The sequence below is a fragment of the Allobosea sp. P4_E12 genome (genome assembly GCF_056401655.1).
The window spans coordinates 133,904-151,369 of the sequence record NZ_JBFUIY010000014.1; the positions used below are offsets into that span (position 1 = coordinate 133,904).

Consider the following 17,466-nt stretch of genomic DNA (forward strand, 5'->3'; position numbering starts at 1 on the left):
GATGTCGCCGGAGAGAACCAGCGCCACGACGGAACCAGCGCAGCAAGGGCCAACGGGCCTTCGGCTGCATCTGGCCAATATCTACCAGCTCGTCATCAAGGAACTGCGCAGCATTCGGGCTGACCCTGTCATGCTCATCCTCGTGGTCTATGCTTTCAGCATCGCCGTCTACACGGTGGCGACCGGTGCCTCGACCGAGGCGAAGAACCTGACCGTCGGCATTGTCGACGAGGACCGCTCCGATCTCTCGCGCCAGATCCAGAACGCACTGAACCCACCGCTGTTCAAGAGCGCGCTGACGATCAGCGCACGCGACATCGACGAGGAGATGGATCACGGCCGGCTGGTCTTCGTGCTGGAAATCCCGCCCTCCTTCCAGGCCGATCTTCTCTCCGGCCGGCGGGCATCCGTGCAGCTCAATGTCGATGCCACCGCGATGACCCAGGCCGGAAACGGCTCGGTCTATATCCAGTCGATCATCGCGCAAGAGGTGACGAATTTCCTGGCCGGCCGGGAAACCGTGACCAGCGCCCCCATCAATGTCGTCATCCGCTCCAAGTTCAATCCGAACCTGAATTCGGCCTGGTTCACCTCGGTGATGCAGGTGATCAACAATGTCACGTTGCTGACAGTGATCCTGACCGGCGCGGCGCTGATCCGCGAACGCGAACAGGGCACGGTCGAGCATCTGCTGGTGATGCCGGTCGTGCCGGCCGAGATCATGCTGGCGAAGATCATCGCCAACGGGCTCGTCATCCTGGTCGCGGCCGGGCTGTCGCTCGCGGTCGTCGTGCAATGGTGGCTGCAGGTGCCGATCGCCGGCTCGCTGACGCTCTTCCTGGCGGGTGCGGCGCTCTACGCCTTCACGGTCGCGGCGCTCGGCATCATGCTCGGCACGCTCGCCACCTCGATGGGCCAGTTCGGGCTGCTCGCCATTCCGATCCTGGTGATCATGCAGCTCCTGTCGGGTTCCAGCACGCCGATGGAGAGCATGCCCGTCTGGCTGCAATATGTGATGCAGATCATCAGTCCGACACCGCATTTCGTGGGGTTCTCGCAGGCCGTGCTCTATCGCGGCGCGGGCCTCTCCGTGGTCTGGCTGCAGCTCGTCGCGCTCGTCGTCATCGGCAGTGTATACTTCACCTATGCGCTCAGCCGTTTCCGCCGCGTGATCTTCGGAGACTAGCCAGATGGGCACGATCGACGACATCGTCCGCGGCAAGAAGGGCCTGATCGTCGGCATCGCCAACGAGGACAGCATCGCCTTCGGATGCGGCAGGGTCCTGCACCGGCTCGGCGCGGAGCTGGCCATAACCTATCTGAACGCCAAGGCCGAGAAATGGGTGCGCCCGCTCGCGGAGGAACTCGGCAGCCCGATCATCATGCCGCTCGATGTCGAGATGCCCGGGCAGCTCGACGCCGTGTTCGAGGAAATCACAAGGCGCTGGGGCAAGCTCGACTTCGTCATCCACTCGATCGCGTTTGCACCGCGCGACGACCTGCATGGCCGGGTCGTCGATGTGACGCGGGACGGCTTCGAGCAGGCAATGCGCGTCTCCTGCTATTCGCTGATCGAAATGGCCCGCAAGGCCGAGCCGCTGATGAGCGCGGGCGGCGCGATCCTGACCATGAGCTATTACGGCGCCGAGAAGGTGCTCGACAATTACAACATCATGGGACCGGTGAAGGCTGCGCTCGAGAGCACGACCCGCTATCTCGCCCATGAACTCGGCCAGAAGGGCATCCGCCTGCACGCGCTCTCGCCGGGCCCGTTGAAGACACGCGCCGCCGGCGGCATCGCCGGTTTCGACGAGCTTCTGTCCCAAGCCGCGGCGCGGGCTCCGCAAGGGCGCGTCGTCACCATCGACGAGGTCGGGCAGGTCGCCGCTTTCCTGATCAGCGATGCCGCCACCGGCATGACCGGCAACACGATCTATGTCGATGCCGGCTATCACATCATGGGTTAGGTCATCGGACCGGACATCGTATCCCGGCCGGTGATCTTCTGCGTTTGCATCGGCCCTCCCGAAAACCGTCATCCACTTTTCGAGCCGATGATTCTCTGTGCTTGCATCGGCTTTCCCGAAAACCGTAATCCACTTTTCGGGCCGATGCCTGAGGCTGCCCGCCGCACGCTTCAGGCGGGGACAGCGCGCGGCGTTCCGTCCGGATCCGTCGCTTCCGGCTCCTGCGAGATCGGTGCCGTCAATGGGTCGATGATCTCGAAGGGACGCTCGACCCGGACAGGCGGCGCCTTGACGAGCACGCGCAGGCCGGAGACCGCGGCGAGCAGGATGGTCGCGGCCGCCATGAAATAGAGCAGCCCGCCAATATCGAAGCGCGACATGACGGCGGCGCCGAGCATCGGCCCCAGGGCCGAGCCGAAGCCGCTGACCAGGATCAACCTGCCGCTGACGGCAACGACGCGATCTGAGGGCATGCGATCGAGCGCATGGGCGACGCAGACCGGATAGAGCGTCGACATGAAGCCGCCGAGCACCGCCGCCACGGGCAGCACCGCTGCAAGCTTCGGGGGCAACATGACCAGCAGCAGCGCCGCCGCCGCAAAGCCGAGCGCGAGGCCGGCCAGAACCAGCCGGCGGTCGCCACGATCAGACAGGCGCCCAACCGGAACCTGAAGCGCCAGACCGCCCAGCACCGCGACCAGCATGAAGAGCGCGATCGTCTGCTGCGGCACGCCATTGCTCAGCATCCAGGCCGGTACGAGCGCGTAGAAGGCGCTGCTGATCATGCCACTGATGACGCAGCCGACCACGGCCACCGGCGCCTGCCGGGTCAACTCGCCATAGCGCAGCGTCGCCTCCGGTGCGATCCCCGGCGCCTCGGCGCGCGTCGTGCTGACCATCACCAGGGCAAGTGCAAAGAGCACGGCGATGATGTTGAAGGGCGTCATGGAGTGAATGGCGAGTTTGCCGATCAGCAACTGGCCGAGCGCCAGCGCCAGGAACGTGCCGACCATGTAGATCGAGAACACCCGCCCGCGCTGATCCGCCTGCGCCTTGGCGTTCAGCCAGCTCTCCGTGGTGATGAACAGGCCGACGCAGCCCATGCCGATGACGGCGCGGCAAACGATCCAGGCCAATGGCGAGACAAGAAGCGGCATCGTGGCTGTCGCAACCACCACCATGCCCGCGAATGCGGCATAGGCGCGGATATGGCCGATGCGCTGGATCACCTGCCCGGACCCGACCGCCCCGATGGTGAAGCCGATGAAATAGGCGCTGAGCACGACGCCGTTCAGCGTGGAACCGAAATCCTCGATCGTCAGCCGCAGGGACAGGAAGGTGTTGAAGAAGCCGTTCGCGAGCTGAATGAGGCTCGTCGCGGCGATGAGAGTTCCGATCTGCACGAGCATCGGCCAGGCTCCTTTCGCTAGCGGCCGAGAGATGCCGGCCAGAGTGTCGCGCGCCCGCAGGAATGCGACGTCCGCCCCGGAGATTCTTCGGGCGGTCCAGGGTGGCTAGCGTGAGAATGTGGGCTGAGTGCGTCGCAACATGGACTCGGGTGCCTGCCAGTTCGCGACGGGCGAGCAGCAGAACCGTCCGCTGGATGTCAGTCGTCCTGCCTCAGCTCCCAGGCGAGCATGGCATCATGGATCGCGTCGAGTTCCTCGTCCTTCGCCCGGCAATCCGGCCTGGTGCGCAGTTCCTCGAGGCGCTCGCAAGCGCAGGCGTAGTCCTCTTCCGAGTAGATAATGACCAGCCGATTCATGACCAACTCACCAAGCATAAGACGGGCCAGGCCGCCCGCGATGACGACATGGGCTGGTCTAAAGACCGCCTGCATGACCTGCAGATGACAGCCGCGGGTGCCACATGGGATGCGCCCTGGGCGCTATCCGAACCGGCCGCTTCCGATATGCTCGTCGAACGATCGCCACGCCCGAGCCAAGCCGCAGACCGATATGGATGAACACGCCCTCCTGAGCCGCCTCGCCGTTTCCCTCGCCATCGGGCTCGTGGTCGGTCTCGAACGTGGCTGGCGCACGCGCGACGAGGATGACCACCAGCGCGCCGCGGGCCTGCGCACCTTCGCGCTGTCCGGGCTGCTCGGCGGCGTGACCGGAGCCATCGGCCAGCAGCTCGGGGGCATCGCGATCGGCCTGGTCTTTCTCGGATACAGTGCGGCTTTCGGCGCCTTCCACTGGCTGGAGGCGCGCGCCGAGCAGAATGTCAGTGCGACCTCAGTCATCGCCGGGATGCTGACCTTCATGCTGGGCGCGCTCGCCGTGGTGGGCGATCTCACTGCGGCGATTGCAGGCGCAGTCGCGATGACCTTGCTGCTGGCGTTGCGCGAACAGCTGCACCGGTGGGTGGCCTCGCTGAGCTGGCAGGAAATCCGCTCGGTCCTGACCCTGCTCGCGATGTCGTTCCTGTTGCTTCCGATTTTGCCGAACCGCCCGATCGACCCATGGGGATCGATCAATCCCTATTCGATCTGGCTGCTCGCCATCCTGATCGCGGCCGTGTCCTTCGGAGGCTATGTCGCGGTCCGGATCTTTGGCGACCGCCTTGGCGTGATCATGGCGGCGGTCGCCGGCGGCCTCGCCTCCTCCACCGCGACAACGCTGACCCTGGCCGGGCTCGCGCGCCAGCATTCTGATTCCGGCCGTCTGCTCAGCGCCGGCATCCTCATCGCCGGGGTGGTGATGGTCCTGCGCGTCGCTGTGGTCGCGATGGCATTGAACCCGGTCCTGATCCCGCTCCTTGCACTGCCCCTTGCCTGCGCCGGCGGCGTCCTGGCGGCAGGCACCGGCCTCATGCTGATCAACACTGGCGGCTCCTCCGAGCGCCCGGAGCTGAAGATCTCGAATCCACTGGAACTCGGCTCCGCTCTGAAGATGGCAGCGTTCATCGCGGTGGTGATGCTTGCCGCACGCCTGCTGCAGCAGCATTTCGGCGATGCGGGCGTGCTCGCCACGGCCGCTCTGTCCGGCATTGCTGATGTCGATGCCGTCGTGATCTCGATGTCGCGCATGGCGCTCGGCGTCATTGACCCGACGCTCGCGGGCCATGCGATCCTGCTCGCGACAGGCGTCAACACGTTGGTCAAGGCCGGGCTCGCCGCCTCCACGGGCGGCATGGCGCTTGGCTTGCGCGTCGGCTGCGTAAGCGGCCTCGCCGTCGCAGCAGGGCTTCTGGCGGGGTTTCGATAGGTCGCGCCTTCCAGCGGGGCGCGAGGCGTAGTTGGCTCGGGCTCCCGTCGGGCTCAACGGCCTCCGTTCGGCAGCCTCACGGCACGACATGGCCCCGCGCGCGTTTGCCATTGGACAATCGGCATGAGCACCCGGACCTGACAGGCGCCGTGCCCTTCAGCACGCAGATCCGGCTCGATGTCTGGCAGTGCCGGCCGGTCGTTCTGACCGCGCGGCGATCGACCATGCCATATCCGGCCCCGATGCCGGCGTTGCCCAGCGGCTGCGTGCCTCCATAGCCGATCGGCGGGCCTGCGCCCGGGATCCCGCCGCCACTCGAATGCAATCGGATATCCGGCACACTGTCGCTGAGCGAGGGGGGCCCAAGACCTTGCCTGGGGCCACCAGGTGTGAGCGGCGCGTTCCCTGGCGTGCCGATCTGCGCCCCGGCCGGCGCTGCCAGAACCAGGGAGAGCATGAAGGACAAAGCTGCGGTGAACCTGCGCGTCATGGTGAGACCTCCCGGAACAACCAGCACTTGCACGGCTTGGAAGGCCTGCGTCGTCGCAGCCCTCGGCGCTCTTGTCGAGATCACACCTGTTGCAGGCCCGTGTCGAGTCGCGAGTCGGCGCCTCCGGTGGCTGCCGCTCGTCATTGACCGAGGCTGCGATCGACCTGTGAACGCGGCGGGCGAGCGAGCTGACGCGGCATGACACCGTCAAGCGGCCCAGGCGATATCCGCCAACATCGGGGCTCGGGGACTGCCCCGGGGCAAGCAGTACGACTGCCCGAGGTCGGGCCGTGAGCTATCGAGAGCGAGCCCCGGGGGCCTGTGCGTGTTGGCTACCGAGTTGAACGACAATCAGATCTAGCCTGCCGTCGGGAGCGATGCGGATCACGCTGCCGTCTTCGTTCAGGATATAGGCTGACAGGCCTGCCTTCTGCGCGCGTTCGACCTCCCTGCGCCGGAACTGCTCAAGCTTCTCGTCACAGGTGGGGCTCATGGTGCGCTCCGACATTCGTCAGTGCGTGAAAGACTACGCATTCCGGCCGGTCGGATATGTGAGGCACCTCACTTAGCGTGACGCAGGGATGCCCGAGTGGGAATGCTGGGTCCGGGACGGCATGCCCAAGCGACGTTCCGCCGTCGTCGGACACGGCTCTCGCTACGCCAAATTGTGACGCCGATCTTCATCAGCTGGCTGGCACCAACGCCCGGCGTTTTCGTCGAGCGGCCGCCTTGCCGTATAGCTCTGCTCATCGAATCGCCATTGACGGAAGAGATCATGCCTAAGCTCTGCAAGTTCACTTCGCCCTCCGATGGGAAGCCCGTCTACGTCAATCCCGCGCAGGTCAGCGTGGTCTATACGTTCAAGGGCAACCCGCCGGACACCATCATCGGCTTCCGCAAGGACTTCATGCTCGGCGTGAGGGAGAGCCTGGAAGAGGTGGTCGAGATTCTCGACAAGGCGACGGCCGAGGAGACGGCTGGCAGCTAGACCTGCGAAACATGGGGCAGCCGGGTCGCTCGGGCCGTTCCGGCTCGCGCGGGAGCGTCCCGGCCTTGCTCCCGATTGACCTTATCCTGGTCAGGACAGCCGCCTGTCGCGGATGTCGAAAATGCGCTCGCATATCCCGAGATGTTGGGCGAGCAGCGTCTGCAGAGGCGTCAGCGGCCGGAAAGCGCGCATGTCCTGCTCGAAATCGACCTCCTCGGCCCAAGCCGCGATCGCCTCATCGGCAGCGAGCAATTGCTCCTCGGTCGGGGCCCCGACGTGGGGTTGGCCCCTCTCTTCCGCGAGGCTCAGCGCGATCGTCTGCCGCAGCTCCTGCTCCAACCGAATGAGCGGCTCGAGTTCATCGACATAGGACATGAAATCTCCTCCTGCAGGCGCAGCGAGCACTCGCTGCTGATCGGATCGTGTGTGAGCCATTCAGGCAGCTCGCGAGTAGGTACCTTCCGCCTGCCACACACCCATATCGTTCAGCGCCTAGAGCCTGACAGCATGGCATTTGCGAGCGGGAAGCCGACTTGCCCGCATTGCTACCGGACATATGCAAAGCAGGCCGCCACTCGGAAGTGATGCTTCGCGATTCGTGATCAGCAGCATAAGACCGAGGAAACGCTCGGCTCTTTGCCCCAGATTGGCCCTACGGCTGATCCGGAATGCTTGTGAAACCAAGCTAAACAATGGTGCGCAGGAGGGAACCGTAAGAAATCTATATGGCATTCAAATTTAAAATATTTTTCTAATTCAAGTATCCATAAGGCCAACAATCAAAAACGCCGCGGCGCTCCAAGTGAGCTTTCCACAGGCGGAAGCGTTTTGAAGCAAGTCTGGCGATACGCCCCTCACGGCGCTTGCCCAACGTCTAGCAAAAATGGGCGCGAATGCTATCTTCGCGCCGGGATGACGCAAGAGACTCGACGGCAGGTGGTCACGATGAAACAGGCATTGTTCGCGGCAGTTGCCGTCATTGGCATCAGTGGTACAGCCACCGCCCAAAATTGCCCCTATGATTCCCGGTGCATCAACAATCCGTATGGAGCCGGTAACCCGTACAATCCGGACAGCTTGAACAACCCCTACGGCCGCTACGGCTCGCCTTACAGCAACGAGTCAGCAAAGAACCCTTACGCAACAAACGCGCCGAAGCTCTATGACCAAGACGGTAACTATCGAGGTCGCCTCAGCGCGAATCCATACGATCCAGACAGCACGAGCAATCCTTACGGACGATACGGCAGCCCGTATTCGTCTGACAGCATCAACAACCCCTACGGGGCAGGAAATCCGTATGGCCGACCGCTAACCGTTGTGCCCCAGAACTGACTACTTGACTTATTGGCCGCAGAGAATTGGTTCGAGCCTAGGAGCCGTGGGCGCTTGGTCTCGAGCGGCGGCCTGCACTGTGAACTGATGGGGTGGATGCCCCCCTCCGGCCGGCACCGTAAGGTGCCCGCGAGCGCCATGAAGGCGCGTTGGAAGGAGGAGCCGTGGCGATCGATCTCGCCAAGCGAAACTTCCAAGTCTGCGCGACTTCAGGCCGGAATTATCTAGGAAAATCGACAACCTCAAGGGGTTGGATGGTGCCGCAAGAGGGATTCGAACCCCCGACCCCCTCATTACGAATGAGGTGCTCTACCAGCTGAGCTATTGCGGCGACGGGTGGGGCTCTACCAGCCCTGCCCAATCTTGGCAAGACGAACGGAGCAGAACATGCCCCGTCTTCTCACGATTTGCGCAGCTTTTCCGTTTCGGGCTTTTCCTGGCCGAGCGCGACGATGCCACGGCGGATGGCGCGGGTGCGGGTGAAATGCTTGTGCAGGGTCTCGCCATCGCCGAAGCGAATGGCGCGGGTCAGCACCGAAAGGTCTTCGCTGAAGCGCCCCAGCATCTCCAGAACCGCTTCCTTGTTGTGCAGGAAGACGTCGCGCCACATCGTCGGGTCGGATGCCGCGATGCGGGTGAAATCGCGAAAGCCGCCGGCCGAGAACTTGATCACCTCGGACTGGGTCACCGCCTCGAGATCCTCGGCCGTGCCGACGATATTGTAGGCGATCAGGTGCGGCAGATGGCTGGTGACGGCAAGCACGAGATCATGATGCTGCGCACTCATCACCTCGACCAGGGCGCCCATGCCCTCCCAGAAATGCCGGGTGCGCGAAACCGCGCCGTCATCGCTGCCGTCCGGCGGAGTGAGGATGCACCAGCGATTCAGGAAGAGGCTGGCAAAGCCCGCATCCGGGCCGGAATTCTCTGTGCCCGCAACCGGATGGGCCGGGACGAAATGCACGCCCGCTGGCAGATGCGGCGCGACAGCCTCGACCACCGCGTTCTTGACCGAGCCGACATCCGAGACGATCGCGCCCTGCTTCAGGGCAGACGCGATCTCACCTGCGACCGCACCGCAGGCGCCGACGGGCACGCAGAGAATGACCAGATCGGCATCGGCCACGGCGGCCTGCACGGTCTCCGCCACCTCATGGCCGAGATCGAGCTCGCGGGCGCGGGCCCGCACGCCCTCGTCCCGGTCGCTCAGGACGATGCGCCCGGCCAGATTGAGATCCTTGGCCGCATGGGCGATCGACGAGCCGATCAGCCCGATGCCGATGATCGCGAGGCAGCCGAAGATCGGCTCCTCACGCCGCGGAGCAAAGCTCTCGGTCGTCGCCGTCATTGCTTGCCGGCCAGGAAGTCGCCAAGCGCCGCAACGACGAGGCGGTTCGCCTCCTCGGAGCCGATTGTCATGCGCAGCGCGTCCGGCAGGCCATAGGCCCCGACGCTGCGCAGGATCAGCCCACGCTGGCTCAGGAAGGCGTCAGCCTCCTTCGCCGTCTTGCCGGAGGTTTTTGGGAAATGGATCAGGATGAAGTTGCCGACCGACGGCGTGACGGTCAGGCCGAGCCTTTCCACCTCGGCCGTCGTCCAGGCGAGCCAGGTCTCGTTGTGCTGGAGCGCGGCCGCGACATGGGCTTCGTCGGCGATCGCAGCGGTGCCGGCCTCGATCGCCGCGCCGTTGACGTTGAACGGGCCGCGGACGCGGTTGAGCGCATCGATGACATGGGCAGGCCCGTAGAGCCAGCCGAGGCGCAGATTGGCGAGGCCGTAGATCTTTGAGAAGGTGCGCGCCATCACGACGTTCTCGTTGGTCGCCACCAGTTCGAGCCCCGACGCATAGTCGTTGCGACGGACATATTCGGCATAGGCGGCGTCGAGCACCAGCAGCACATCGGAGGGCAGGCCGGCATGCAGGCGCTTGACCTCCTCGAAGGGCAGATAGGTGCCGGTCGGGTTGTTGGGATTGGCGAGGAAGACGATCTTCGTCCGTGGCGTCACCGCCTTCAGGATCGCGTCGACATCGGCGGTGAGATTGGCCTCGGGCACGACCACGGGCTTGCCGCCGGCCGCCAGGATGGCGATGCGGTAAACGAGGAATCCGTGCTCGGTGAAGATGCCCTCGTCATCGTCGCCGAGATAGGTCTTGGTGACGAGTTGCAGCAATTCGTCGGATCCCGAGCCGCACACGAGGCGTGCGGGGTCGAGGCCGTAGCGCGACGCGATCGCCTCACGCAGCTTGGTGGCCGAGCCGTCCGGATAGAGCTCGAGCTTGCCCTTGAGGCTGTCAAAGGCGGCGATTGCCTTCGGGCTCGGGCCGAGCGGGGTCTCGTTCGAGGAAAGCTTATGCAGCTTCACCCCCGCCGGAGCCGTGGACTTGCCGGGCACATAGGCCTCGATATCGAGGACACCGGGACGCGGAACAGGGCGGGAAGCAGGCGTGGCCATGGCTTGTGGACCTTGTCAGGGGAATGAGATGGAGATCAGCGGACTGGCTTGACGGCAAAACGGGCGGCGTGGCTGCCGATTTCGGCGAACTCGCTGAGGCCCGCAGGTTCGAGCGCGGCACGGATCGCGCTCTGCTCGACTTCTCCCGAAGCAGCGACCAGCAGCGAAAGATGCGAACCGTCGGCGGCGCTGGCGGAGACCTCGGCGAGATGCTGGGCGAGACCTGCACGCAGCGTCTCCGACCAGCGTTCAACCCTGGCGGCATAAAGCACGATCTCGCGCACGGCCGCATCCGCAAGCGGCTTGGCGATGCAGTAGACCGGTGTGCCCGCGGGATGGTCAGGCCGCTCGATGAAGGGCAGGCGCGCGATGATCTTCGGCCGCTCCGGGCCGATGAGATCGCGCCACCAGACACCGGCGCTGGCGCCGAGGTCCATGCGGAAGATGCCGAGATCCCCAGCGGATTCGGCAACGGCAGCGATCACCGCACGCGCATGCTCGTGGGTAACGAAGGGCACGGTGAAGCCGAAATGGAACCGCGCGGAATCGCGCATCGCCGCGTCGCCGCCCGAGACATCGGCATGGACGGCGTAATTCGCCTGAACATAGGTGAAGGTCGCGATGATGATGCGCCAGATGCCCTCGACGGTGTCGAGTGGCAGCAGGCCCTTATGACGCAGCGCCAGCCGCTTCATCATGTCGGCCTCGCGGCCGGGCCGGAATGCCGAACCCGACACCTGCGTCTTCTTCACGGCGATCAGCGTTTCGATGATCTGCGAGCGCTCCATCAAGAGCGCGTGCATCTCGCTGTCGATGCGGTCGATCTCACCGCGCAGATCGGCAAGGGTGGTCGGAGCGATTTCGGTCATGGCGTGATCTTGGCGCGTGAGGCGACGGACGCGCGTCTCTTAGACCTCAAGCCCGCGCTTAGCAAAGCCAGCTTCGCGCGGGGCCGCGTTGACAGCGCGCCTGCGGCACGCCATCGGTAAGTTCGATCTTTCGAACGAGCCGACCGGCAAGACAAATCAGCCTGTCAAAGCGGACGACGATGCGCGACGAAATCCTGAGCCTTGCAGACCCGCTGAAGGAAGCGAACGATCCCTCGAGCCCGGTCGTCCGGTTCGACGCAGCCACGCCGCTGGTGATGGATTGCGGCGTGGCGCTCGACAGCTGGCAGATCGCCTACCAGACCTATGGCGAACTCAATGCGGCCCGGTCGAATGCCGTCCTCGTCTGTCATGCCCTGACCGGCGACCAGCATGTCGCCAGCCGCAACCCGATCACCGGCAAGGGCGGCTGGTGGGCGGCGATGATCGGCCCCGGCAAACCGATCGACACCGACCGCTTCTTCGTGATCTGCGCCAATGTCGTCGGCGGCTGCACCGGCACGACGGGGCCGGCCTCGACCAACCCGGACACCGGCAAGCCCTGGGGCCTCGGCTTCCCGATGGTGACGATCCGCGACATGGTGCGGGCACAGGCGCATCTGGTCGATGCGCTCGGCATCGAGTCGCTGTTCTGCGTCGCCGGCGGCTCGATGGGCGGCATGCAGGTGCTGGAATGGGCAGCGAGCTATCCCGCACGCGTCTTCTCGGCGCTGCCGCTTGCGACCTCCGCCAAGCACTCGGCCCAGAACATCGCTTTCCACGAAGTCGGCCGCCAGGCGGTGATGGCCGATCCTGACTGGCGCGGCGGGCGCTATCTCGAAGAAGGCACGCGTCCGTCCAAAGGCCTCTCCGTGGCGCGCATGGGTGCGCATATCACCTATCTGTCGGAACCCGCTCTGCACCGGAAATTCGGCCGCAAGCTGCAGGATCGCGAGGCGCCGACCTTCTCCTTCGATGCCGATTTCCAGGTCGAAAGCTACCTGCGGCACCAGGGCCTGAGCTTCGTCGAACGCTTCGACGCCAATTCCTATCTCTATGTGACGCGCGCGATGGATTATTTCGACATCGCCGCCGATCATGACGGCGTGCTCGCCAAGGCCTTCGCGGGCACGAAGACGCGCTTCTGCGTCGCCTCCTTCACCTCGGACTGGTTGTTCCCGACCGCGGATTCGCGTGCCGTCGTTCATGCGCTCAATGCTGCCGGCGCTTCGGTCTCCTTCGTCGAGCTTGAAAGCGACAAGGGCCACGACGCCTTCCTGCTGGAGGAACCGAACCTGTTTGCGACCACGCGCGGCTTCATCAATGCGGCAGCTCGGGCAAGAGGGTTGTGAGGCCATGGCGCTGAGCGAGACCTATACCAATCGCATCGACCTCAAGCTCGTCGCCGAGATGGTGACGCCGGGCACGCGCGTGCTCGATGTCGGCTGCGGCGACGGCGCATTGCTGGCCCTGCTGGCCGAGACGCGCCAGGTCGACGCACGCGGCATCGAACTGTCTCGCGAGGGTGTCGCGGGCTGCGTCGCGCGGGGGCTGTCGGTGATCCAGGGCGACGCCGATACCGACCTCGCCGACTATCCCGATGATTCCTTCGACTACGTCATCCTCTCCCAGACGATCCAGGCGACGCGCAATCCGCGCCTGGTTCTGGAGCACATGCTGCGCATCGGCCGTCGCGCCATCATCTCCTTCCCGAATTTCGGGCATTGGCGCATGCGCAGCCAGATCTTCTTCCGCGGCCAGATGCCGGTGACCGATGCCCTGCCCTATTCCTGGTGGGACACCCCGAACATCCATTTCTGCACGATCCGCGACTTCGTCACCCTGTGCGATGTCGTCGGCGCACAGAAGGAGCGCGCCGTCGCGCTCGATGCGGCGGGCGGCAAGGTTGGCGTCAGCGCACCCTGGTGGTTCTGGAACCTGTTCGGCGCGCAGGCGGTGTTCCTGCTGAAGCGAGGCTGAGCCCTCCCGCTCCCGAGACCGAGTGCCGGACGAAGCGTCGGCGGATCGGCGCAGCGCAGCCCTAAAACGAGAAAAGGGCCGCTTGCGCGGCCCTTCCCTCATCCATCTCGCGGCGGTCGCTGCCTCCTTCCCAGTTGGGAAGAACGAGGTCGTACCGTCCCTATTAGTTCAGCGGCACGCCCTCAGGCCGCCTTTCGCGGGTGACGCTGACATCGCCCAGCATCAACCCGGTCGGCCCAACGGTGACCTTCACCGTCTCGCCATCCGTGACCTTGCCGGCGAGCAGCAGTTCCGCCAGCGGGTCCTGCACCGTTTTCTGGATTACCCGCTTCAGCGGACGTGCGCCATAGGCGGGATCGTAGCCCTTGTCGGCCAGCCAGGCGCGGGCGTCTTCGGAGAGATCGAGCACGATCTTGCGGTCGGTCAGCAGCCTGGCGAGGCGTGCCAGCTGGATATCGACGATCGCCCCCATATCCGCCCGCTTAAGGCGATGGAACAGGATGATGTCGTCGATACGGTTCAGGAACTCGGGCCGGAAAACCTGCCTGACCACGCCCATGACATCGTCACGCACGGCGTCGCTGTCCTGCCCTTCGGGCTGGTTCACCAGGAACTCCGAACCGAGATTCGAGGTCATGATGATCAGCACGTTGCGGAAATCGACCGTGCGGCCCTGACCGTCCGTCAGACGACCATCGTCGAGCACCTGCAGGAGCACGTTGAAGACGTCCGGATGCGCCTTCTCGACCTCGTCGAAAAGGACGACCTGATAGGGTCGGCGCCGTACGGCTTCGGTCAGTGCTCCACCTTCTTCGTAACCGACATAGCCGGGAGGCGCGCCGATGAGACGCGAGACCGAGTGCTTCTCCATGTATTCCGACATGTCGAGGCGCACCATCGCCGTATCGTCGTCGAACAGGAACGACGCCAGCGCCTTGGTAAGCTCGGTCTTGCCGACACCCGTGGGTCCGAGGAACATGAAGGAGCCGATCGGCCGGTTCGGGTCCTGCAGGCCGGCACGGGCACGCCGCACGGCTGTCGAGACCGCCTCCACCGCCTCACGCTGGCCGACGACTCGCGCTGCCAGCACCTCCTCCATCCGGAGCAGCTTGTCCTTCTCGCCTTCAAGCATGCGGTCGACCGGCACACCGGTCCAGCGGCTGACGACCTGCGCAACATGGTCAGGCGTCACCGCCTCTTCCACCATGCCAGAGGTATCGCCAATCGCCTCGACCTCGGCGAGCTGCTTCTCCAATTGCGGGATCTCGCCATAGGCGAGCTCGCCTGCACGCTGATACTCGCCCTTGCGCTGCGCCTGGGCCAGTTCGTTGCGGGCATTGTCGAGCTTGGTCTTGATCTCGGCCGCCTGGCCGAGCTTGTCCTTCTCCGCCTTCCAGCGGGCCGTGATTGTGGCCGAACGCGTTTCAAGATCGGCGAGTTCGGATTCCAGCCGCTTCAACCGCTCCTTCGAGCCGCTGTCGCTCTCCTTCTTGAGAGCCTCCTGCTCGATGCGCAGGCGCACGATCTCGCGGTCGATCGAATCCAGCTCCTCGGGCTTCGAATCGACCTGCATGCGTAGGCGCGCCGAAGCCTCGTCGACAAGGTCGATCGCCTTGTCGGGCAGGAAGCGGTCGGTGATGTAGCGGTTCGACAGGGTCGCGGCCGAGACAAGCGCCGAGTCCGTGATGCGAACGCGGTGATGCTGCTCGTATTTCTCCTTGAGGCCGCGCAGGATCGAGACCGTATCCTCGACCGTCGGCTCGTCGACAAAGACGGGCTGGAAGCGGCGTGCAAGCGCGGCGTCCTTCTCGACATATTTGCGGTACTCGTCGAGCGTGGTCGCGCCGACGCAGTGCAGTTCGCCGCGCGCGAGCGCCGGCTTCAGCAGGTTCGAGGCATCCATSGCGCCGTCCGTCTTGCCCGCACCGACCAGGGTGTGCATCTCGTCGATGAACAGGATGACGCCACCATCGGAGCTGGAGACCTCGTTGAGCACCGCCTTCAGGCGCTCCTCGAACTCGCCACGATATTTCGCACCCGCGATGAGCGAGCCCATGTCGAGCGCAAGCAGTTCCTTGTCCTTCAGGCTCTCCGGCACGTCACCATTGACGATGCGCAACGCAAGGCCCTCGGCGATGGCGGTCTTGCCGACGCCGGGCTCGCCGATCAGGACGGGATTGTTCTTGGTGCGGCGGCTCAGCACCTGGATGGTGCGACGGATCTCCTCGTCGCGGCCAATGACCGGGTCGAGCTTGCCCTCGCGGGCAGCAGCGGTGAGATCCCGCGCATATTTCTTCAGCGCGTCATAGGCCTGCTCGGCAGAGGCTGAGTCCGCGGTGCGACCCTTGCGGATCGCCTCGATCGCGGCATTCAGCGCCTGCGGCGTCACGCCGGCCTTGGCCAGCGCCTTGCCGGCCTCGGTTTCCTTCTCGACCGCGAGGGCCAGAAGAAGGCGCTCGACCGTGACGAAGGAATCGCCGGCCTTGTCCGCAGCCTTTTCCGCCGTATCGAAGACACGGGCGAGGCCTGGCGTCAGATGCAGGCCGCTGGCGCCACCGCCGCTGACCTTGGGCAGCTTTGCGAGCGCCGCATCGGTCAGTTGCAAGGCAAGTTTCGACTGGCCACCCGACCGATCGATCAGGCCGGCTGCCATGCCCTCGCTGTCATCAAGCAGCGCTTTCAAAAGATGTTCGGGCGTAAACTGCTGGTGTCCGTCGCGCAGCGCAATCGTCTGCGCCGCCTGCAGGAAACCCTTTGCCCTGTCGGTGTATTTCTCAATGTTCATATTGTCGCTCCGCCCGCCGGCACGCCCCGTGGCGACGCATCCGGCTGCCTTTCATCAGGATAGGGCTCCCGAGGGACACCCTTCGCAACCAAAGATAGTGTGACATCCGCGCAACGGAAGGGGGCCCCTTGCGAATGATTGACGGCGCCCTTCCGACAGGCTCAGCCTTGGCCATGGCGGGAACAAGGCGACAGCAGGCGATTCGCAAAGCGTTGAGGGCGCTCGCCCCCGGCATTCCGCTTGCCGATGCCGAAGCGGTCCTGGCGCTCGCCGAGCGCCGCCGCATGAAGGATCTGCCGCCCTCGACGGCGCTCTGGCTCGCTCTCGGCAGCCATGTCCGCCACGTCCATACCGATTACGAGCGGCTTCTGGCGGAAGGGTACGACCGCGACGCGGCGCGCTTTTTCGTCGTCGAGGACACCGATGCAGTGCTCTCCGCCTGGGGCTGCCAGCGCTCCGTGGAGAACGAAGAGGCCGAGGCCGAGGAGGCTTGAAGTCAACCTGATCGAACCGATGCAAGGATTTGATCGGTCCCGCCTCGTAGAACCCGCTATATCACCCCTGCCCGATCAGCCTGCGGACTGAAAGACTCCATGCGTGTCGCCTCGCTCTATCGCTACCCCGTCAAGGGTCTCTCGCCCGAACCCGTGCAATCGGCTTCGCTGAGCACGGGGGGCTTTTTCCCTGGAGACCGGCTTTTCGCCATCGAGAACGGCCCTTCCGGCTTCGACCCGGCCGCGCCCGTCCATCAGCCGAAGATCAAGTATCTGATGCTGATGCGCAATGAATCGCTGGCACGGCTGCAGACGCGCTATGACGACGAAAGCCGCGCGCTTGTCATCAGGCAGGATGGACGCGAGACCGTGCGGGCCGACATGACGACGCAGGACGGCCACGCGGCCCTGACGGCCTTCTTTGAAGGTTTCATGCCGGACGAGCTGCGCGGCAAGCCGCAATTGCTCACCGCCCCGCAAAGCTATCGCTTCATGGATTCACGCTCGGGGTTCATGTCGATCATCAACCTCGCCAGCGTCGCGGATCTCGGCAACCACCTTGGCACCCGGCTCGATCCGCTGCGCTTCCGCGGCAATGTCATGGTCGAGGGGCTGGCCGCCTGGGCGGAGAACGACCTGGTCGGGCAGGAGCTGTCCACGCCGTCGGGCCTGCGCCTGCGTGTGATCAAGCGAATCGAACGCTGCGCGGCAACCAATGTCGACCCGCAGACCGGAGCCCGCGATCTCCAGATCCCGAAGGCGTTGATGAAGACCTATGGCCATGTCGACTGCGGAATCTACTGCGAGATTCTGAGTAGCGGCACGCTGACCGCTGGCATGCATCTCGAAAGCCAGGCCCCGCAAGCGACGCTCGACCTCGGCGTCGCCTGAGCCAAAA

The 17,466-nt window shown here is 64.7% G+C and carries 18 protein-coding genes and 1 tRNA gene; 9 read left to right on the plus strand and 10 right to left on the minus strand.

Annotated elements, in window-relative coordinates; all coding sequences use genetic code 11:
* The first annotated feature begins 1 nt into the window (after position 1).
* Both AC1DW9_RS19175 and fabI read left to right on the plus strand, forming a co-directional pair.
* Entirely contained in the window at positions 2-1,186 is a 1,185-nt protein-coding gene (locus AC1DW9_RS19175) for an ABC transporter permease (protein ID WP_441506071.1), read from the plus strand.
* Positions 1,187-1,190: 4 nt separating this feature from the next.
* On the plus strand, positions 1,191-1,967 hold the full coding sequence (gene fabI, locus AC1DW9_RS19180) for an enoyl-ACP reductase FabI (RefSeq protein ID WP_441506070.1): 777 nt from the start codon (positions 1,191-1,193) through the stop codon (positions 1,965-1,967).
* Positions 1,968-2,137: 170 nt separating this feature from the next.
* On the opposite strand, the gene AC1DW9_RS19185 is transcribed toward fabI, so the two are convergent.
* The gene (locus AC1DW9_RS19185) at positions 2,138-3,376 is read right to left on the minus strand and encodes an MFS transporter (RefSeq protein WP_441506069.1); all 1,239 of its coding nucleotides are present in this window, start codon (positions 3,374-3,376) and stop codon (positions 2,138-2,140) included.
* A gap of 197 nt (positions 3,377-3,573) precedes the next feature.
* Entirely contained in the window at positions 3,574-3,732 is a 159-nt protein-coding gene (locus AC1DW9_RS19190) for a hypothetical protein (RefSeq protein ID WP_441490082.1), read from the minus strand.
* Positions 3,733-3,925: 193 nt separating this feature from the next.
* Between AC1DW9_RS19190 and AC1DW9_RS19195 the strand changes: the two genes are divergently transcribed.
* On the plus strand, positions 3,926-5,176 hold the full coding sequence (locus AC1DW9_RS19195; RefSeq protein WP_476775459.1) for an MgtC/SapB family protein: 1,251 nt from the start codon (positions 3,926-3,928) through the stop codon (positions 5,174-5,176).
* A gap of 76 nt (positions 5,177-5,252) precedes the next feature.
* Here AC1DW9_RS19195 and AC1DW9_RS19200 read toward each other — a convergent pair whose 3' ends face one another.
* Both AC1DW9_RS19200 and AC1DW9_RS19205 read right to left on the minus strand, forming a co-directional pair.
* Positions 5,253-5,666 (minus strand): hypothetical protein, encoded by a 414-nt coding sequence (locus AC1DW9_RS19200; protein ID WP_441506067.1) that lies wholly within the window; start codon positions 5,664-5,666, stop codon positions 5,253-5,255.
* Between the two features lie 295 nt (positions 5,667-5,961).
* Complete coding sequence (locus AC1DW9_RS19205; protein ID WP_441490085.1) at positions 5,962-6,159, minus strand: hypothetical protein; 198 nt, start codon at positions 6,157-6,159, stop codon at positions 5,962-5,964.
* A 282-nt stretch (positions 6,160-6,441) separates the two neighbouring features.
* Between AC1DW9_RS19205 and AC1DW9_RS19210 the strand changes: the two genes are divergently transcribed.
* Positions 6,442-6,654 (plus strand): hypothetical protein, encoded by a 213-nt coding sequence (locus tag AC1DW9_RS19210; protein ID WP_441506066.1) that lies wholly within the window; start codon positions 6,442-6,444, stop codon positions 6,652-6,654.
* 90 nt (positions 6,655-6,744) lie between these two features.
* Here the strand turns inward: AC1DW9_RS19210 and AC1DW9_RS19215 are convergent, their stop codons facing one another.
* Positions 6,745-7,029, minus strand: coding sequence for a hypothetical protein (locus AC1DW9_RS19215; protein WP_441506065.1), 285 nt, complete (start codon positions 7,027-7,029; stop codon positions 6,745-6,747).
* 570 nt (positions 7,030-7,599) lie between these two features.
* On the opposite strand from AC1DW9_RS19215, the gene AC1DW9_RS19220 reads away from it, so the two are divergent.
* Positions 7,600-7,989 carry a hypothetical protein gene (locus AC1DW9_RS19220; RefSeq protein WP_441506064.1) on the plus strand — a complete coding sequence of 130 codons (390 nt, stop codon included), beginning with the start codon at positions 7,600-7,602 and terminating at the stop codon, positions 7,987-7,989.
* 255 nt (positions 7,990-8,244) lie between these two features.
* Here AC1DW9_RS19220 and AC1DW9_RS19225 read toward each other — a convergent pair.
* From AC1DW9_RS19225 to AC1DW9_RS19240, 4 genes are all read right to left on the minus strand, one after another.
* Positions 8,245-8,320, minus strand: a tRNA-Thr gene (locus AC1DW9_RS19225).
* Between the two features lie 69 nt (positions 8,321-8,389).
* Positions 8,390-9,337: a prephenate/arogenate dehydrogenase family protein gene (locus tag AC1DW9_RS19230; protein WP_441506063.1), complete on the minus strand. Its 948-nt coding sequence runs from the start codon at positions 9,335-9,337 to the stop codon at positions 8,390-8,392.
* A complete protein-coding gene (locus AC1DW9_RS19235; protein ID WP_441506062.1) occupies positions 9,334-10,443 on the minus strand; it encodes a pyridoxal phosphate-dependent aminotransferase in 1,110 nt (369 codons plus the stop codon). The genes AC1DW9_RS19230 and AC1DW9_RS19235 overlap by 4 nt, the downstream gene beginning before the upstream one ends.
* 35 nt (positions 10,444-10,478) lie before the next feature.
* Complete coding sequence (locus tag AC1DW9_RS19240) at positions 10,479-11,312, minus strand: chorismate mutase (RefSeq protein WP_441490091.1); 834 nt, start codon at positions 11,310-11,312, stop codon at positions 10,479-10,481.
* 179 nt (positions 11,313-11,491) lie between these two features.
* Here AC1DW9_RS19240 and metX point away from each other — a divergent pair, with 179 nt between their 5' ends.
* Both metX and metW read left to right on the plus strand, forming a co-directional pair.
* Positions 11,492-12,661, plus strand: coding sequence for a homoserine O-acetyltransferase MetX (metX, locus tag AC1DW9_RS19245; RefSeq protein WP_441506061.1), 1,170 nt, complete (start codon positions 11,492-11,494; stop codon positions 12,659-12,661).
* Between the two features lie 4 nt (positions 12,662-12,665).
* Positions 12,666-13,289, plus strand: coding sequence for a methionine biosynthesis protein MetW (metW, locus tag AC1DW9_RS19250; protein WP_441490093.1), 624 nt, complete (start codon positions 12,666-12,668; stop codon positions 13,287-13,289).
* 163 nt (positions 13,290-13,452) lie between these two features.
* On the opposite strand, the gene clpB is transcribed toward metW, so the two are convergent.
* Positions 13,453-16,074, minus strand: a complete 2,622-nt coding sequence (gene clpB, locus AC1DW9_RS19255; protein WP_441506060.1) for an ATP-dependent chaperone ClpB — start codon at positions 16,072-16,074, stop codon at positions 13,453-13,455.
* 173 nt (positions 16,075-16,247) lie between these two features.
* On the opposite strand from clpB, the gene AC1DW9_RS19260 reads away from it, so the two are divergent.
* Together AC1DW9_RS19260 and AC1DW9_RS19265 are read left to right on the plus strand one after the other, a co-directional pair.
* Complete coding sequence (locus AC1DW9_RS19260) at positions 16,248-16,568, plus strand: DUF2293 domain-containing protein (RefSeq protein ID WP_441506137.1); 321 nt, start codon at positions 16,248-16,250, stop codon at positions 16,566-16,568.
* 99 nt (positions 16,569-16,667) lie between these two features.
* Positions 16,668-17,459 carry an MOSC domain-containing protein gene (locus AC1DW9_RS19265; RefSeq protein ID WP_441506059.1) on the plus strand — a complete coding sequence of 264 codons (792 nt, stop codon included), beginning with the start codon at positions 16,668-16,670 and terminating at the stop codon, positions 17,457-17,459.
* Positions 17,460-17,466: the final 7 nt, after the last annotated feature.

Coding starts and splice junctions, on each gene's coding strand:
- AC1DW9_RS19220 (WP_441506064.1), top strand. CDS start 7,600: ATGAAACAGGCATTGTTCGCGGCAGTTGCCGTCATTGGCATCAGTGGT.
- fabI (WP_441506070.1), top strand. CDS start 1,191: ATGGGCACGATCGACGACATCGTCCGCGGCAAGAAGGGCCTGATCGTC.
- AC1DW9_RS19195 (WP_476775459.1), top strand. CDS start 3,926: ATGGATGAACACGCCCTCCTGAGCCGCCTCGCCGTTTCCCTCGCCATC.
- AC1DW9_RS19205 (WP_441490085.1), bottom strand. CDS start 6,159: ATGAGCCCCACCTGTGACGAGAAGCTTGAGCAGTTCCGGCGCAGGGAG.
- metX (WP_441506061.1), top strand. CDS start 11,492: ATGCGCGACGAAATCCTGAGCCTTGCAGACCCGCTGAAGGAAGCGAAC.
- AC1DW9_RS19210 (WP_441506066.1), top strand. CDS start 6,442: ATGCCTAAGCTCTGCAAGTTCACTTCGCCCTCCGATGGGAAGCCCGTC.
- AC1DW9_RS19215 (WP_441506065.1), bottom strand. CDS start 7,029: ATGTCCTATGTCGATGAACTCGAGCCGCTCATTCGGTTGGAGCAGGAG.
- AC1DW9_RS19185 (WP_441506069.1), bottom strand. CDS start 3,376: ATGCTCGTGCAGATCGGAACTCTCATCGCCGCGACGAGCCTCATTCAG.
- AC1DW9_RS19265 (WP_441506059.1), top strand. CDS start 16,668: ATGCGTGTCGCCTCGCTCTATCGCTACCCCGTCAAGGGTCTCTCGCCC.
- AC1DW9_RS19190 (WP_441490082.1), bottom strand. CDS start 3,732: ATGAATCGGCTGGTCATTATCTACTCGGAAGAGGACTACGCCTGCGCT.
- AC1DW9_RS19235 (WP_441506062.1), bottom strand. CDS start 10,443: ATGGCCACGCCTGCTTCCCGCCCTGTTCCGCGTCCCGGTGTCCTCGAT.
- metW (WP_441490093.1), top strand. CDS start 12,666: ATGGCGCTGAGCGAGACCTATACCAATCGCATCGACCTCAAGCTCGTC.
- AC1DW9_RS19200 (WP_441506067.1), bottom strand. CDS start 5,666: ATGACGCGCAGGTTCACCGCAGCTTTGTCCTTCATGCTCTCCCTGGTT.
- AC1DW9_RS19240 (WP_441490091.1), bottom strand. CDS start 11,312: ATGACCGAAATCGCTCCGACCACCCTTGCCGATCTGCGCGGTGAGATC.
- AC1DW9_RS19260 (WP_441506137.1), top strand. CDS start 16,248: ATGGCGGGAACAAGGCGACAGCAGGCGATTCGCAAAGCGTTGAGGGCG.
- AC1DW9_RS19175 (WP_441506071.1), top strand. CDS start 2: ATGTCGCCGGAGAGAACCAGCGCCACGACGGAACCAGCGCAGCAAGGG.
- AC1DW9_RS19230 (WP_441506063.1), bottom strand. CDS start 9,337: ATGACGGCGACGACCGAGAGCTTTGCTCCGCGGCGTGAGGAGCCGATC.